Annotated in this window: 16 protein-coding genes and 2 tRNA genes; 8 read left to right on the top strand and 10 right to left on the bottom strand. The window is 42.9% G+C overall.

The window, feature by feature from the left end:
• Positions 1-204: 204 nt before the first annotated feature.
• On the bottom strand, positions 205-1269 hold the full coding sequence (locus O3640_RS07705) for a DUF3114 domain-containing protein (protein ID WP_061600930.1): 1065 nt from the start codon (positions 1267-1269) through the stop codon (positions 205-207).
• Positions 1270-1459: 190 nt separating this feature from the next.
• Between O3640_RS07705 and O3640_RS07700 the strand changes: the two genes are divergently transcribed.
• The 3 genes from O3640_RS07700 (at position 1460) to O3640_RS07690 (ending at position 3077) form a co-directional block, all read left to right on the top strand.
• Positions 1460-2107, top strand: coding sequence for a metal-dependent transcriptional regulator (locus O3640_RS07700; RefSeq protein WP_008809799.1), 648 nt, complete (start codon positions 1460-1462; stop codon positions 2105-2107).
• 90 nt (positions 2108-2197) lie between these two features.
• Entirely contained in the window at positions 2198-2659 is a 462-nt protein-coding gene (locus tag O3640_RS07695) for a MarR family winged helix-turn-helix transcriptional regulator (protein WP_227221490.1), read from the top strand.
• Positions 2652-3077: an EVE domain-containing protein gene (locus tag O3640_RS07690; RefSeq protein ID WP_227221491.1), complete on the top strand. Its 426-nt coding sequence runs from the start codon at positions 2652-2654 to the stop codon at positions 3075-3077. The genes O3640_RS07695 and O3640_RS07690 overlap by 8 nt, the downstream gene beginning before the upstream one ends.
• A 120-nt stretch (positions 3078-3197) precedes the next feature.
• Here the strand turns inward: O3640_RS07690 and O3640_RS07685 are convergent, their stop codons facing one another.
• Entirely contained in the window at positions 3198-3812 is a 615-nt protein-coding gene (locus O3640_RS07685; RefSeq protein ID WP_227221492.1) for a CPBP family intramembrane glutamic endopeptidase, read from the bottom strand.
• Positions 3813-4011: 199 nt separating this feature from the next.
• Between O3640_RS07685 and O3640_RS07680 the strand changes: the two genes are divergently transcribed.
• Positions 4012-4809, top strand: coding sequence for a DUF4037 domain-containing protein (locus O3640_RS07680; RefSeq protein WP_371586822.1), 798 nt, complete (start codon positions 4012-4014; stop codon positions 4807-4809).
• Between the two features lie 93 nt (positions 4810-4902).
• On the opposite strand, the gene dtd is transcribed toward O3640_RS07680, so the two are convergent.
• From dtd to O3640_RS07645, 7 genes are all read right to left on the bottom strand, one after another.
• A complete protein-coding gene (gene dtd, locus O3640_RS07675; RefSeq protein WP_061601755.1) occupies positions 4903-5346 on the bottom strand; it encodes a D-aminoacyl-tRNA deacylase in 444 nt (147 codons plus the stop codon).
• 67 nt (positions 5347-5413) lie between these two features.
• Positions 5414-7630 (bottom strand): bifunctional (p)ppGpp synthetase/guanosine-3',5'-bis(diphosphate) 3'-pyrophosphohydrolase, encoded by a 2217-nt coding sequence (locus O3640_RS07670; protein ID WP_125376270.1) that lies wholly within the window; start codon positions 7628-7630, stop codon positions 5414-5416.
• Positions 7631-7772: 142 nt separating this feature from the next.
• Complete coding sequence (locus tag O3640_RS07665) at positions 7773-8516, bottom strand: 16S rRNA (uracil(1498)-N(3))-methyltransferase (protein ID WP_371586821.1); 744 nt, start codon at positions 8514-8516, stop codon at positions 7773-7775.
• Entirely contained in the window at positions 8517-9470 is a 954-nt protein-coding gene (gene prmA / locus O3640_RS07660; protein WP_060970773.1) for a 50S ribosomal protein L11 methyltransferase, read from the bottom strand.
• A gap of 142 nt (positions 9471-9612) precedes the next feature.
• Positions 9613-10083: a GNAT family N-acetyltransferase gene (locus tag O3640_RS07655; protein ID WP_247938380.1), complete on the bottom strand. Its 471-nt coding sequence runs from the start codon at positions 10081-10083 to the stop codon at positions 9613-9615.
• Positions 10080-10532, bottom strand: a complete 453-nt coding sequence (locus O3640_RS07650) for an NUDIX hydrolase (RefSeq protein ID WP_060970775.1) — start codon at positions 10530-10532, stop codon at positions 10080-10082. Before O3640_RS07650 ends, O3640_RS07655 begins: the two co-directional genes overlap by 4 nt.
• Before the next feature lie 9 nt (positions 10533-10541).
• Complete coding sequence (locus O3640_RS07645) at positions 10542-11012, bottom strand: DUF3013 family protein (RefSeq protein ID WP_371586820.1); 471 nt, start codon at positions 11010-11012, stop codon at positions 10542-10544.
• An 87-nt stretch (positions 11013-11099) separates the two neighbouring features.
• On the opposite strand from O3640_RS07645, the gene O3640_RS07640 reads away from it, so the two are divergent.
• The 4 genes from O3640_RS07640 (at position 11100) to O3640_RS07625 (ending at position 13691) form a co-directional block, all read left to right on the top strand.
• Positions 11100-12368, top strand: coding sequence for a replication-associated recombination protein A (locus O3640_RS07640; protein ID WP_371586819.1), 1269 nt, complete (start codon positions 11100-11102; stop codon positions 12366-12368).
• Between the two features lie 265 nt (positions 12369-12633).
• Positions 12634-12706, top strand: a tRNA-Lys gene (locus O3640_RS07635).
• Positions 12707-13040: 334 nt separating this feature from the next.
• Positions 13041-13556: a DUF308 domain-containing protein gene (locus tag O3640_RS07630; protein WP_000672740.1), complete on the top strand. Its 516-nt coding sequence runs from the start codon at positions 13041-13043 to the stop codon at positions 13554-13556.
• 62 nt (positions 13557-13618) lie between these two features.
• Positions 13619-13691: transfer RNA gene (locus tag O3640_RS07625), tRNA-Lys, on the top strand.
• A 140-nt stretch (positions 13692-13831) separates the two neighbouring features.
• Here the strand turns inward: O3640_RS07625 and O3640_RS07620 are convergent.
• The gene (locus O3640_RS07620) at positions 13832-14920 is read right to left on the bottom strand and encodes an AI-2E family transporter (protein WP_001055021.1); all 1089 of its coding nucleotides are present in this window, start codon (positions 14918-14920) and stop codon (positions 13832-13834) included.
• Between the last annotated feature and the right edge of the window lie 9 nt (positions 14921-14929).

Here is a 14929-nt window from a genome sequence, read left to right as displayed (position 1 = left end):
AGCTTATAGAACTACTATAAACAAAAATAGAAAGTTTCGCAAGTAAGGAAGTTCACCAAGCTTTGGTATGCTTATTTTAAAAAGGATTTCCTGTCCCTAGAGTAAGTTGATTTAAGAAGCCCTATCGTTAGTGATTAACCAAAGAATTTTCTTTTGAAAATAGCTCTTCTTTATACCTCTATAAACTTTTCTAACGTTTGGTTTTTATGACCTGAAAATATTTTTCCAAAACTGGCGTAGCCAAGCCCAACAACGGACAAAGAAGGCTGGTCGATTTAAGAGGCTTTTAAAACGGGCAAGTTCCTTTTTGACTTCCTTTTGAATACTTTCTTTCCCTGGAACATAGACACTTTTAGCTGAGAGATACCCCATTGATCCACGATTATTTTGTGGTGCCTTAAATTTTTTGCCTCCATTAGCCATCGCTCTTCTGCGAAAAAGAGGGTCCCAAACGGCTGGTGTTTTAACATCATAGCGAGTATGGGAAGCCCGATTCCCTGGACGATTGCGGTCACCATAGTTAAAGCTAGCACCATTAACAAGACCATTTTGGCTAGTCCCTTCTGGATCCATAATATTGAGTAAGCGACCTTGCTGATCTAAAATGAATTCTGTATGGAAATCAAGTAAAATTTTGATATTAACTTGGCTTCTTTGACCATCTGGATAAAACACCTGGCTTGAAAGCTTATCTATATAAGCTTTATTATGCAAACGAGAGGACTCATTGAAACTATAAGGCATACTTGGCTGAGACTTAAAATAGCTGGCTAAGGCTTCTGCATCTGTCATCCCCTCTGCTCTAAAATGCTCTCGGACCCACTGGGCTTGTTGACTGGAAATCAGATAGCGAAATTGATGGACCTGGCTTTTCAATTCCTGATTGCCATCAGTTTGACTGAAATCATCAGCTGGAAAGGCCGTCTGTACCGTTTTAGCAAAAGTTCGCCAAAAACTGTCGTGAGGTGCCAAATCCGGACTGAACTTCTCTAGAAGCGAAACAACTTCATCCTGTCCCCCTTCTAACTCTTTGGGCATTTCCACACAGGCTAGGGCAAGCACCAGTAATTTCTGAGCTTTGAGAGGGGAAGCCTGACGACTATCTAACTTCCATAACTCTTTAAAGAGCTCACTGCCAAAAAGTTGAGCTTCTTGCCAAGGCACTTGAACATTTACTGTCCCAATGTTTCGGCAGATCTCTTCCACTGCCTCATGTGACCAGCCCAGCTCTTCCAGCCACTTTTTTTGATTCTCTACTTTATTTGCCACTGGCAAGTTCCTTCCCGTCTTTTTTATCTATTATATGCATTTTTTATTTCTTCCGTCAAACTAGAAGACTGCCTTTCTATAGGATAGCAGAATTTTTTCTAAAGTTGATCCTTTTTTGCCTAAGAACCACTTGACTGTATTCTTGGCCTATTTTTTGCTATACTAATAATAAGAAAACTCGAGGTACAACATGACACCTAATAAAGAAGATTATCTGAAATGTCTCTATGAACTTGGAACTAGACATAATAAAATCACTAATAAAGAAATCGCCCAGCTCATGCAAGTCTCTCCGCCAGCTGTAACAGAGATGATGAAGAAGCTACTAGCTGAAGAACTACTCATTAAGGACAAAAAAGCTGGTTACCTCTTAACCGATTTGGGGCTAAAATTAGTTTCAGACCTCTATCGTAAACACCGGCTAATTGAAGTTTTTCTAGTCCACCATCTGGGCTATACGACAGAGGAAATCCATGAGGAGGCTGAGGTTTTAGAACATACTGTTTCTGACCATTTTGTTGAAAGACTGGATCAGTTGCTGGATTATCCCAAAGCTTGCCCTCATGGAGGAACCATTCCAGCTAAGGGAGAACTCCTAGTTGAAAAACATAAACTTACTTTAGAAAAGGCTAAAGAAAAAGGCGATTATATACTGGCCCGTGTCCATGACAACTTCGATCTCTTGACCTACCTGGAAAGAAATGGCCTTCAAGTAGGCAAAACTATTCGTTTTCTAGGCTACGATGACTTTAGCCACCTCTATTCTCTTGAAGTGGATGAGCAAGAAATCCAACTAGCCCAACCTATTGCCCAACAGATTTATGTAGAAAAGATTTAAAAGTTCTTTGAAATTCAAAGGGCTTTTTTTGACAAGATAATAGAAAAGATATATAATAAGTATACTTACTATTTTGGAAGTGGTATAAAAATGAAGCAACTTGATTTTAATTCAATTTATAAAAATGATTCCCAACAGTCGACCGGTCTGCTCTTTATCCGCGCCTACCACAAGTGGCATGGGCTGATTAAAAGCCAACTGAAAACAATTGATCTGACCCATCCTCAGTTTGTCCTTTTGACTACTCTTGCAGCGCTCCTGCGTCAGCAAGAATGGGTGAGTCAAACCGATATCGCCCGCTTTTCTGACATGGATGTCATGACCGTATCCCAAATCATCCGTCTCTTGGTCAAGAAAGGTTTGATAATGCGGGAAGTCCATCCCAAGGACAGTCGTGCCAACATCATACTTCTGACAGAACAGGGGCTACAAAAAGTCAATCAAGCCCTTCCTCTAGTTGAAGGTATTGATCAGGCATTCTTTGGGAAATTAAAAAACAAAACGGAAATACTGAATCAGCTCTTAATCAAACTGGAGGCCGAAAATGACTAGATTTTGGATTGGCGTCGTATCAAAAGAACATGTACTAAGAGGGGTAGAAGGTGGTTTTTGTCAAGTCTGCCATGGAAAAAAAGCACCACTAAACCGAATGAAAAAAGGGGACTATCTTCTCTACTACAGTCCTAAATATCAGATGAATGATCAAGAAAAGCTGCAGGCCTTTACAGCAGTTGGTAAGATCCTAGATGATACTGCCTACCAAGTAGAGATGTTCGAAGATTTCTTCCCATTTCGGCGAGATGTTAGCTACTACCAGCCGGTCAAAGACTGCCCCATTGAGCAAATCCGCCAGCATCCTCAGTGGCGTCAATACGCCTCCCAGCTAAGATACGGACATTTCGAAGTTTCGAAGGACTTCTTCCTTTATGTTTTTGAGCAAATGAAGGTCGACCGTCCTACAAATAACTAGAAACAACTATACTTAATTGACTTTTCCCTCAAAAGCCTGCACTCGCTTTTCTTAAAATAATGAAGTTCCGATTCATGAAATAAATCGGAACTTTTGATTTGTGGTGAAATTCTTAGCCAATTAAATTAACAAGAAAGCCGATAGCATACCTGTAACCACATTGGCTAAGGCATGCATGATCCAGCTGGCTAAAATAGAACCGCCTGATTTCTTTTCATTGACAAAACCTAGATAAGCTGCAATGCTACCAGTACACAAAATAATGACTAGGGTTTGCAACCAAGAAACCTCTGTTATAAACATAAGACCATGAAGGAGCCCAAAAAGAGCAGCTTGTATGGTATTGGCTACTCCAAAAGGCAAGCGAACAGAAAATCTTTTTAAAAGAAAACCTCTGAATAGTAGCTCTTCTGGCAGGGAAGTTTGAAAAAGACTATAAATCAGAACAGCTGGCAAGGCTTGGAAGCCGAGGCCAGAAAAACTTGAAGTTGCAGTTTTAAGATCTTTTACAATAGTATACAGTACTAAATATGAAAAGATAGTGAAGCTTAGCAAACCAATAAATATCCAGAGCCACATCTTATGGTTGCCGGTATCTTTTAGTGGCTTAAAGCCTATCCAATCTAAAAATGAACTTTTTCTTCTAGCTGTCACAAACCACCAAATAAAAGGAAGCAACATAAACAAAACAATTTGAATCAGAGCATTTGTCATTTGTTGAATAAGACTTACCATTATTAAAAACTCCTTTCTCTCATTTCTTTACCATCATTATATAAAACAAACTTCAATTATTTATTAAGTAATTCTAAATTGTTTCTAAAGAAAAAAGAGATTTTAAAGGTATAAAACCAAAGATTTTTACTGCTTGCATTTTCTTGCCTTTCCACTTACATTTTGCTAAAATGATGTCAAAAATCAGTGAGGAAAAATCATGCCACAAGAACTTTTTAAAGAATTCGCCCAGCTAGACCAAGTGGAAGCTATCGTTCTCGGTGGATCTCGTGCTGGACAGTATTTTGACAAAGACTCAGACTATGATGTTTATATCTACTTGACAGATTCCATCGCTCCCACGACTCGACATGACATTCTCAGCAAGTACTGTTCCTACATGGAAATCGGCAATCAGTTTTGGGAACTCGAGGATGACTGTGTGCTGAAGAGCGACATCGAAATTGAGCTCATTTACCGTACACTGGACAGTTTCGATAAAGACCTGCAGACTGTAGTCCTAGACCACCAAGCTCAGAATGCCTATACTACCTGTATGTGGCACAATCTGCTCCACAGCAAAATCATCTACGACCGAAATGGTCACTATGAGACACTTCAGAACAAGTACAGACGACCTTATCCAGCTGAGCTGAAAAAGAATATTATTAAGAAGCAGCTCCTCTTACTCGATCAAGCCATGCCAGCTTTCTCCAAACAAATTGAAAAAGCGCTCAAGCGTCAGGACCTGCTCAGCATCAATCACCGTAGCAGTGAATTTTTTGCTTCCTATTTTGACTTGCTCTTTGCCCTAAACGAACAGACGCATCCTGGAGAAAAGAGAATGCTGGAGTATGCAAAAACCAACTGCCCGCTATTACCTCAGCATTTTGAAGAAAATATACAGACCTATTTTGAAAAACTCTACACTGAGCCCGCTGAAGCAATGAAACTTATCAATCAGCTAGTGACGACCATCAAAGAAGTCATTCCTCAAGAAATGATTGATGGTTTTTAGTAATGTTGTCGGAAATTATACATTCATTGCTACAGAAGCAAAAAAAATTAGGAGTTTGAACACTAGTGTTCAAACTCCTTTTCATATTTATTCTCAGCGATTCTTCGTATCCAGAATAATAGTCACTGGGCCATCATTGATTAGCTCTACCTGCATATCTGCTCCAAAAATACCCGTTTTGGTTGGTACTTCTTGCGCCAGTAGCTGATTAAATTCGTCATAGAGACGACTGGCTAATTCGGGTGGCGCCGCCTTGACGAAAGCCGGCCGATTTCCCTTCTTAGTATCCGCATGTAGAGTGAACTGAGAAATAGAAAGAATCTCCCCTTCAATGTCTTTAACAGACAGGTTCATCTTGCCCTCATCATCGGAAAAAATCCGCATATTGACGATTTTACGAACAGCATAGTCCAAGTCATCTGGACCATCATCAGGCCCGACTCCTACCAAGAGAAGCAAGCCAGACGAAATCTTGTTGTGTACTTGGTTCTCGATCGACACCTGAGCTTGTTTTACACGTTGAATGACAATTTTCATTTCTCTGCTTCTATTCCCTTTCCATCTGGATATCCTCTATCCTACACAGCAACTTTAGTCCGCATACTTATCCATTGGTCCGCTTAACTGAGTAGACCTCCGGCACGCTCTTAATCTTATCCACCACCGTCGTTAGCATAGATAGATTAGCAATACCAAAAGAAACGTGGATATTGGCGAATTTCATATCCTTGGTCGGCTGGGCATTAACGGTAGAGATGTTTTTAGTTGTATTTGATAAAACCTGCAGCACATCATTGAGAAGGCCAGTCCGATTTAATCCATAGATATCGATGTGGGCTGTATATTCTTTGGTCGTATTATTTTCTTCCCACTCGACATCAATCAGGCGCTGCTCATAATTTTCCTGAGCCTTAAGGTTCATACAGTCCAAGCGATGGATAGCCACACCACGACCCTTGGTAATGTAGCCAACAATATGATCACCTGGAACAGGGTTACAACATTTGGCAATCCGAATCAGTAGACCAGATGCCCCCTGAATGACCACACCACCCTCATGTCTGACCTTGAGGGTTTCTTTGTTTTCAACCTTGACCTCGCCACCTTTGACTAATTCCTCAGCCTCAGCTCTAGCCTTGGCCCGTTCCTCTTCACGGCGCTCTTTTTCCGTCAGACGATTGAAAATTGAAATGGCTCCTATCTCACCAAAACCAATAGCCGCAAACAGAGCTTCTTCTGTCTTGTAGCTGGTCTTTTGCAGAACCTCTTCCATATGCTTCTTGTCCATGTACTTATTGGCGACATAGCCATTTTCCTGGAATTGAGCCTGCAGAAGTTCCCGACCTTTAGAGATGGATAATTCCTTGTCTTGGTTTTTAAAGAATTGACGAATTTTATTGCGGGCCTTACTGGTCTTAACCAGGCCAATCCAGTCCCGACTGGGACCAAAAGAATTAGCACTGGTAATGATCTCAACCTGGTCACCTGTCTTAAGCTTGGTCGTCAATGGAACCATGCGCCCATTGACCTTGGCACCCGTTGCCCTTTCCCCAACCTTGGTATGAATCTCATAGGCAAAGTCGATTGGCCCTGAATCCTTAGGTAAGGCACGTACAGAGCCATCAGGCGTAAAGACATAGATTTCTTCAGCCAGATAGTTTTCTTTGACCGAATCCACAAATTCTTTGGCATCGCCAGACTCTGCCTGCAATTCCATCAATTCTTGAATCCAGTTCATTCCGATTGCAGATTCTTTGCTATCGACCTTGCCTTTGATGCCCTTCTTATAGGCCCAGTGAGCTGCAACCCCGTATTCAGCGACTTCGTGCATTTCCTTGGTCCGAATCTGAAACTCGATTGGTCCCTTAGGCCCATAAACCGTCGTATGGATGGATTGGTAACCGTTGGCCTTGCGGTTGGCGATATAGTCCTTAAAGCGGCCCGGCATTGGTTTCCAGAGCTCATGAATATAGCCCAGCATAGCATAGACATCACTTGGTGTCTCCAAAATGCAACGAATAGCAATCAAGTCATAGATTTCATCAAATCGCTTTTTCTTGTCCTGCATCTTACGATAGATCGAGTAGATATGCTTAGGTCGCCCATAAATCTTTCCATGTAGATGGCGTTCAGCTGCATAAGTCTCAATCTTACTCACGACTTCTTCGACCAAGGCTTCTCTTTCACGGCGTTTTTCCTTCATCATGTGAGAAATCTTATAAAACTCGACTTCATTAAGATAGCGGAAAGACAAGTCCTCCAACTCCCACTTGACACTGGAAATCCCCAGGCGATGAGCCAAGGGCGCATAGATCTCCATGGTTTCGCGCGAAATCCGCTCCTGCTTATCCTTGCGTAAATGCTTGAGCGTCCGCATATTGTGAAGGCGGTCCGCCAGCTTAACCAAGATAACCCGAATATCCTCCGACATAGCCATAAGCATCTTACGGTGGTTCTCAGCAAGCTGCTCCTCGTGGGATTTGTACTTAACCTTCCCCAGTTTGGTCACACCGTCTACAATCGTCCGGACATCTGGACCAAATTCACGCTCTAAATCATCTAGGCCAGCATCTGTATCTTCTACCACATCATGCAAAAAACCACAGGCAACTGTGACTGCATCAAGCTTAAGCTTGGCCAAAATCCCAGCTACTTGAATAGGATGAACAATATAAGGCTCTCCTGACTTGCGAAATTGCCCGCTATGACAGTCCACTGCATATACCAAAGCTTTCTGAACAAAAGCCACATCCTCAGCTGCTAAATATTTCCTTGTTAAAGCGACGACCTGATCGCCCGTTAAATTCACTTCTTTTGGCATTCATTATCTCCAATTTCTTGCCTATTATTTTATCATTTTTAGGGCAATAAGAAAACACTTATGCAAAGAGCCTGGCCTGTTTTAATAAAAAGACAGCAGAAGCCAAAAAAACTGTACCTCATCCGATGAGGTACAGTATCATTTAGTTCATTAGTTCAGACAAAACACTGACTGCGGTCAAGGCATAAAGCGGAGCTGTTTCAGCTCGCAAGATACGTGGGCCTAGACCAGCCGATACAGCACCTGCTTGATGAAAGGCGTCTATTTCATCTGGAGACAGACCGCCCTCCGGTCCGAAGATAAAGAGAATTTTTGCTCCGGCTCCCAAGCCTGACAGCGCTCGGACTAGAGCCGCAGTTTCTCCTTCTTTGGCCGATTCTTCATAGGCCACAACGATGGTGTCGAATTGAGTCAGCTGAGCCAGAAAATCTGCCTTTTTATCAAAGAGCCGAACTTCTGGAATTAGATTGCGCTTGCTCTGCTCTGCTGCTCCCTGAGCAATTTTCTCTAGTTTTTCACTCTTTTTAGCCAGCTTTTTGCCATCCCACTTGGCCACCGACCAGTCCGCTGGAAAGGCCCAGATAGCACAAGCTCCTAGCTCCGTTACCTTTTGGGTGATAAACTCTAATTTATCTCCTTTGGGAAAGCCTGAAGCAATGGTTACTCGAACTGGCAGCTCGGTATTGTCTGCTAGCTCCTCCAAGATTTCCAAGCTCTGCTGGTTGGGATCCAATACCCGAGCCAGCCGTTTCACGCCATCATCAAAAACCAGTGTGACTTGGTCGCCCTCTTTGAGCCGCATGACTGAAAACATATGTTTGACCGTGTCCTTATCCGTGACAATCAGAGGAGACTGAGGACTTCCTTTTATAAAATATTGCTGCATCTAACCACCTATCACGCCTGAAATGTCTTGCGTTTTCTTAAAGACACAGGCATTCCATTCGCCCTGAATCATATGCGTTTCCAGGAAAAATCCTGCCGCTTCCGCTGACTCGAGCACCATTTCCCACTTCTCAGAAATGATCCCACTCATAATCAGATAGCCCTCATCCTTGACCAGACGATAGGCATCCTCTGTTAGATGGATGAGAATATCCGCCAAGATATTGGCAACGATGACATCCGCCTCGATTTCTACGCCTCGGAGAAGATCCCCTGGCGCCACATGGATGTTCTCCATACCAGGATTGAGCTCAATATTTTCCTGAGCCACGCGCACTGCCACCTCGTCTAAATCATAGGCGTAGATCTCCTTAGCACCTAAGAGAGAGCTAGCAATGGAGAGGACACCGCTGCCTGTGCCCACATCCAGCACCGTTTCACCGCCTCGCAAGACCTGCTCCAGCGCAAAGAGACTCATCTTGGTCGTCGGATGAGTGCCTGTACCAAAGGCCATACCAGGATCCAGTTTGATAATCTTTTCTCCCGCAGTCGCCTCATACTCCGTCCATGACGGCACAATGGTCAAGTCATGAGTAATACGAGCCGGCTCAAAGTATTTCTTCCAGTTGTCCGCCCAGTCTTCCTCAGCCAGTTCCTGCCGAGTCAGCTGAATATCTCCCGTCTCCAAGCCAAAGCCATCCAGCTCAGCTAGTCGCTCATTGGCCTGGGCCGCAATGGCCTCTATATCCACCGAATCCGGGTAGTAGCCAGTAATCTTGACCCGCTCGCTCTGCTCAACTTCTGGAAAAAGCTCACCATATTGGTCAACCTGCCCCAGATAATCTGCGCTATCATCGATAGCCACACCCTGACTGCCCAGCTCAATCAGAATATTAGAGGCCGCTTCCTCCGCCTCCCGCTTCACTTCAATCGTTAATTCCTGCCAAGTGTCCATCATTAAATACCAAGCCCGTAAAACACAAAGCCAAAATAGGAAATTCTCTGACGACGTTTGCGTCTAAGAGAACTTTAGCTTTTTGCCACAGTGTTTAGGGCGGGTTCAGTTTAGAAATTCAACTGAACAATCCTTTCTTTGTTTATTTCAATGTCTTCGTCATGTAGACCATATCCATGCCCTCTTTTTCGGGCTCAGTATGAGTCTGATGGTAGCCGTTTTTCTCATAAAAAGCCACCATACCTTTGTCCTGGAAAACCGTACACAAATCCCATTTTATAATGGTAGAGAATGTCTCTTCAATCAGAGAGAGCCCCTCGGAGCCATATCCTTTATTCTGGTGCTCTGGCAAAATCGCCACTGTCCCAATCCAGCCCGCTGTCTGTTCATCATTTGTATTCAAGCGAATAAAGCCAAGAATCTTCTCATCATCTTTGACAAAATAATAAAAACTATTGGGCCACTCAACCAGCTTCCAGCGAATTCGCTCTCGCTCCTCCAGATAAGGATCATATTGATCCTGATATTTCTCATAAACGGCCTTAAAACTTGCTCGCTGAATGGCAATAATAGTCTCTAGATCCTCAGCTCCCGCCCGATCAATATGAATCAAGCTCGCACCTCCAAATAATCTCTCAACCTGTCCTGCAGCTGTGGAATAACCTTTTCATCTGCTAAAAACTGGCTTACATCCATCATCTGATAAGCCTGTCCCTCGTAGCCAAAGACAATGCTGGCACATTCTTCCTGAGTGATGGTTCCCGCCATAAAAATAGAGGTTTTGTCAGGATCAAGCATTCCTTGATAGTCCTTAACCCAGAGAATATCCTCTTCTTCAAGCTTCAAACCAAGCTCTTCAAAAACTTCTCTTTGGACGCATTCAAAAGGTGTCTCCTCGCCCTCGCGGCCACCGCCTGGCAGCTCCCACATATTGGGCCAAGGAATGATTGGAATATCGTCTCGCAAGATAGTCAGTAGCTTGTTATCACAAATCAAGGCAATCTTGCAGCCAGAAAACTCCATCTGTTTGTGCAGTAAATCTAGTCCTTCTTCATCCGCCATCAGCGCCTCCTAATACCTCGGATAGGAATAAAAGTCGGTCTCAATCAAATCCGCCCTGCCATTTTCAAAAGCCTCAGCATTCCAAGCTATCTCAAACTCTGCTGCCTCTGGATCTGCTAAGAAGTCCATGAGTGCATCGAGACCAGACTCAGCCGTTTGGGTCAGGAAATCCACGAAATAAGCCAGAAACTCCCGAGACAGCCCCTTCTTCGGCTCATAGGGCAGGGCAGCCAGATAGTCCTCTGCCTCAAAACGAGACTTGGTCGGATTATAGAAAAGCACGGCTTCCTCAAAGTAAATATCCTCAGCCGAAGCATTGCCCTCAGCATCAATCGTCTCAATCCCGCCTGGATTTTGCACCTCAAGGAGAAAGACTACTTCCACCGCGTGATTCTTCCTGTCCCAGTTTATCTCATAGTCAAAAGGAAAGCTCTTCCCTATTTCCTCGTCCAATATCTCCAAAAAACCGTACTTAGCCATGATTTCCTCTTTTCATTGTGATAAAATATTACTATCTACAATAGTAACACAAAAAGCCAAGAAAAACACTTGCAGAAAGGAAATCTTATGCCAGAAAACCTCGCCCTGCGCATGCGGCCGACCGACATCGATCAGATCATCGGCCAGCAACATCTGGTCGGACCTGGAAAAATCATCCGCCGCATGGTTGAAGCCAACCGCCTGTCCTCGATGATTCTCTACGGGCCACCCGGCATCGGCAAAACCTCTATCGCCTCAGCTATTGCCGGCACAACCAAGTTCGCCTTTCGGACCTTTAACGCCACGGTAGATAGCAAGAAGCGCCTGCAAGAGATCGCTGAAGAAGCGAAATTTTCCGGCGGACTGGTGCTCCTACTGGACGAGATTCACCGCTTGGACAAGACCAAGCAAGACTTTCTTCTACCGCTATTAGAAAGTGGCCTGGTCATCATGATTGGAGCGACTACAGAAAATCCTTTCTTTTCTGTCACCCCGGCCATCCGAAGCCGGGTCCAGATATTTGAGCTTGAACCTCTTAGCAACGAAGACATCCGAACAGCCATTCAGCTAGCCTTGACGGATAAGGAAAGAGGATTTGATTTTCCAGTGGAGCTAGACAAAGAAGCTCTGGATTTCATTGCCATCTCTACCAACGGAGACCTGCGCTCCGCTTATAATTCGCTGGATTTAGCCGTGCTCTCTACCCCAGAAGATGACAAGGGCATTCGCCACATCACGCTTGATGTCATGGAAAACAGCCTACAAAAGAGCTACATCACCATGGATAAGGATGGGGACGGCCATTACGATGTCCTCTCCGCCCTGCAGAAGTCCATACGTGGCTCCGATGTCAATGCCAGCCTCCACTACGCAGCTCGCCTCGTTGAGGCAGGAGACCTCCCTAGCCTAGCTCGACGCTTGACCGTTATCGCTTACGAGGATATTGGTCTGGCAAATCCTGACGCTCAAGTCCATACCGTTACAGCTCTGGAAGCAGCTCAACGAATTAGCTTTCCTGAAGCCCGTATCCTTATTGCCAATATTGTCATTGATTTGGCACTTTCTCCTAAGTCCAACTCAGCCTATGCGGCTATGGACAAGGCCTTGGCCGACCTAAGAAAGAATGGAAATCTGCCCATCCCACGCCACTTACGTGATGGCCACTATGCCGGAAGCAAGGAATTAGGTAACGCACAGGATTATCTCTATCCTCATTCCTATCCCGGCAATTGGGTCAAGCAGGACTACCTGCCCGATAAGATAAAAGACGCCAATTATTTCACGCCTAACGAAAACGGCAAATACGAGCGAGCCCTTGGAATGACAAAGGATAAGATTGATCAGCTCAAAAAATGATGGTATCGTTTGCAAAAAATCATGTTTTTCTCTTGAATTTTTCAAAATTTATGGTATTATAATTATAGAAACGCTGTGGTGTACGACTTCACACTTAAGTGTTGACCGACTATTTTTTGTATTATTAGGGAAACAAAAGACTTCTAACAGCATGCAGGCCGTATCACGCGGAAGCAGCTTCAGTTAGAGCGAGTTGCCCACCTGCTTAATTGCGCGGGTTCAATACAAATCGTGAAGGTCCGGCACCAATACAGCTTTTTCTGTTGCCTCCTTAGCTCAGTTGGTAGAGCAGTAGACTCTTAATCTATGGGTCGCAGGTTCGAGCCCTGCAGGGGGCATCTAAATCAACAGGAAAAAGCCTTGATTTAAAAGGCTTTTTTGCTTGTCTATAACTGATTTGCCCTACATTTAAATCTATCTTTTCTTTTTGAATCAAATTACATCTTAACAAATAGTGTAAAGCCAGTTACTTTTGCTTTGATGCCATACAATATTTTCATGTAGAGAAGACAAATTTTATCTTCTCTTTTTATTTTCAAAATGATAAAAACTGATTTTCTTTTCATGAATCAGACTGAAACTTCCAAATTGTTTATTTATTTTATTGACATTTTCTATAAAAATAAGTATAATAGTTTTATTAACAAACTATACTATATAGGGGGTATTGAAATGAAATTTTCTAATCGTTTACTGCTATTCCTTGCAGGAGTTGTTTTTGTCCTTTTAGGACTTTTCCTATTTACAAACCCAGTAGCTAATCTTGTTGCTTACAGCTGGTGGATTGCATTTGGTTTACTGGTTTCTTCTATAGCAGCTATTTTAGGCTATTTCTCTGTACCAAAAGAGCTTCGCTCACCAGCTCATCTTTTCCAAGGGATTGTTAATCTTCTCTTAGCTCTTTACCTCGTTGCCTATGGCTTTGTGACGCTGCCAGTTGTCATTCCAACTATTTTAGGAATTTGGTTAATTGTAGAAGCCATTATAGTTTTCTTTAAAGGCAATCGTCTGGGATTGATTTTCCCTATTATTGGCAACCATATCATGTGGATAGCGTTGCTTGCATTTTTACTAGGTCTAGTGATTTTGTTCAATCCAGTAGCTACAAGTGTCTTTGTCGTTTATGTCGTTGCCTTTGCATTTTTAATTGTTGGTTTCACCTATATCCTTGATGCCTTTCGTAAATAATCTAGCTGCCATTTTGGGCATATTAAAATAGCTGGGAAGTTACATTCTCAGCTTTTTCTGTTGCCTCCTTAGCTCAGTTGGTAGAGCAGTAGACTCTTAAGCTATGGGGCGCAGGTTCGAGCCCTGCAGGGGGCACATCTAAATCAACAGAAATAAGCCTTGAAACCAAGGCTTTTTTTAACGTCTAATAGCTTTTTGTAGAAAAGTATTTAAAAATAAAAGAGAAGAGAATCTCTCACTCTCTTCTCAGTATATCTTATTAAATTTAGTTTTTCTTAATCTAGCTGATTTTCCTTTGCAACGACAAATTCCTTAACCAATCGATAGATAACAGCAAATATCGGTGTAAAGAATATCATCCCAAGTAAGCCAAAGAGATTGCCTCCAATACTAGCAGCCGCAAGCGTGAAAATAGCTGGCAAACCAATAGACTGACCTACAACTCTAGGATAAATAAGGTTTCCTTCAATCAGCTGTATAACTTGATATAGAAGAAGAGAAAGTAAGGCTTGAGTAGGACTCACTGTGAAGATAAAAATCGCTCCCACAACACAAGCAATCATAGGCCCTACATAAGGAATGAACGATAGCACTCCTGCAAAGATACCTGTCATTACTCCATAGGGTATCCCAAACACGCTGTAACCAACCGCTATCATAACTCCTATGATAACTGCTTCAATCAGCTGACTCATCAAAAATTGGTCATAAGTCTCTAGTGCTACTTGTCCAATGTAAGTCAACTTTATCACCACCTTCTCTGGAAGAAAAACTTTTAGAAGTCGACTCGTCATCGCTGCCAAATGTTCCTTACTGGATAAAAATGAAAAGGTGAAGACTATAATCAAAAAGGCATTCATCAAACTTGAAAAAATATTGCCGATATTACTAGTCAGACCTGATAAAAAACCTATCAAAGCTTGGCTAATAGAACTAGATTGTCCCTGTATGCCTGATACGATAGTTGACAACATGTCTTTGGTTACAAATTCCGAGCTGCCTAGCAATTTCCCAAGTTGAGTAAGGACTGTTGAAAGGACTGTTCCCAGCTGACTAATAGTCTGGGCTAGGGTTGGCAGCACCAAAACCAAAAGAGCAATCACGATTAAGATAAGAGCTAGGAAAACAAGTACCATGGCAATCGGACGACGCAACTCTGCCTTTACCTTCAATTTAACTAAGTACTGTTCAATTTTTTTCATAGGAACATTAAGCACAAAAGCAATAACAGCACCATAAATCAAGGTTGATATTACATCAAAGAGAGAGATTGCTCCTGATATAAAGCTCGATGCATTCAGAATTACAAGAGCAACCAGCCCTATAAAAAGTATTAACGGGGTGTATTTTTTTACTAAGTTCATAAATTCTTC

The sequence above is a fragment of the Streptococcus sp. 27098_8_75 genome (assembly GCF_041432475.1).
Lineage (GTDB): Bacteria > Bacillota > Bacilli > Lactobacillales > Streptococcaceae > Streptococcus > Streptococcus gordonii.
This window is presented reverse-complemented; position numbering and strand designations above follow the sequence as displayed.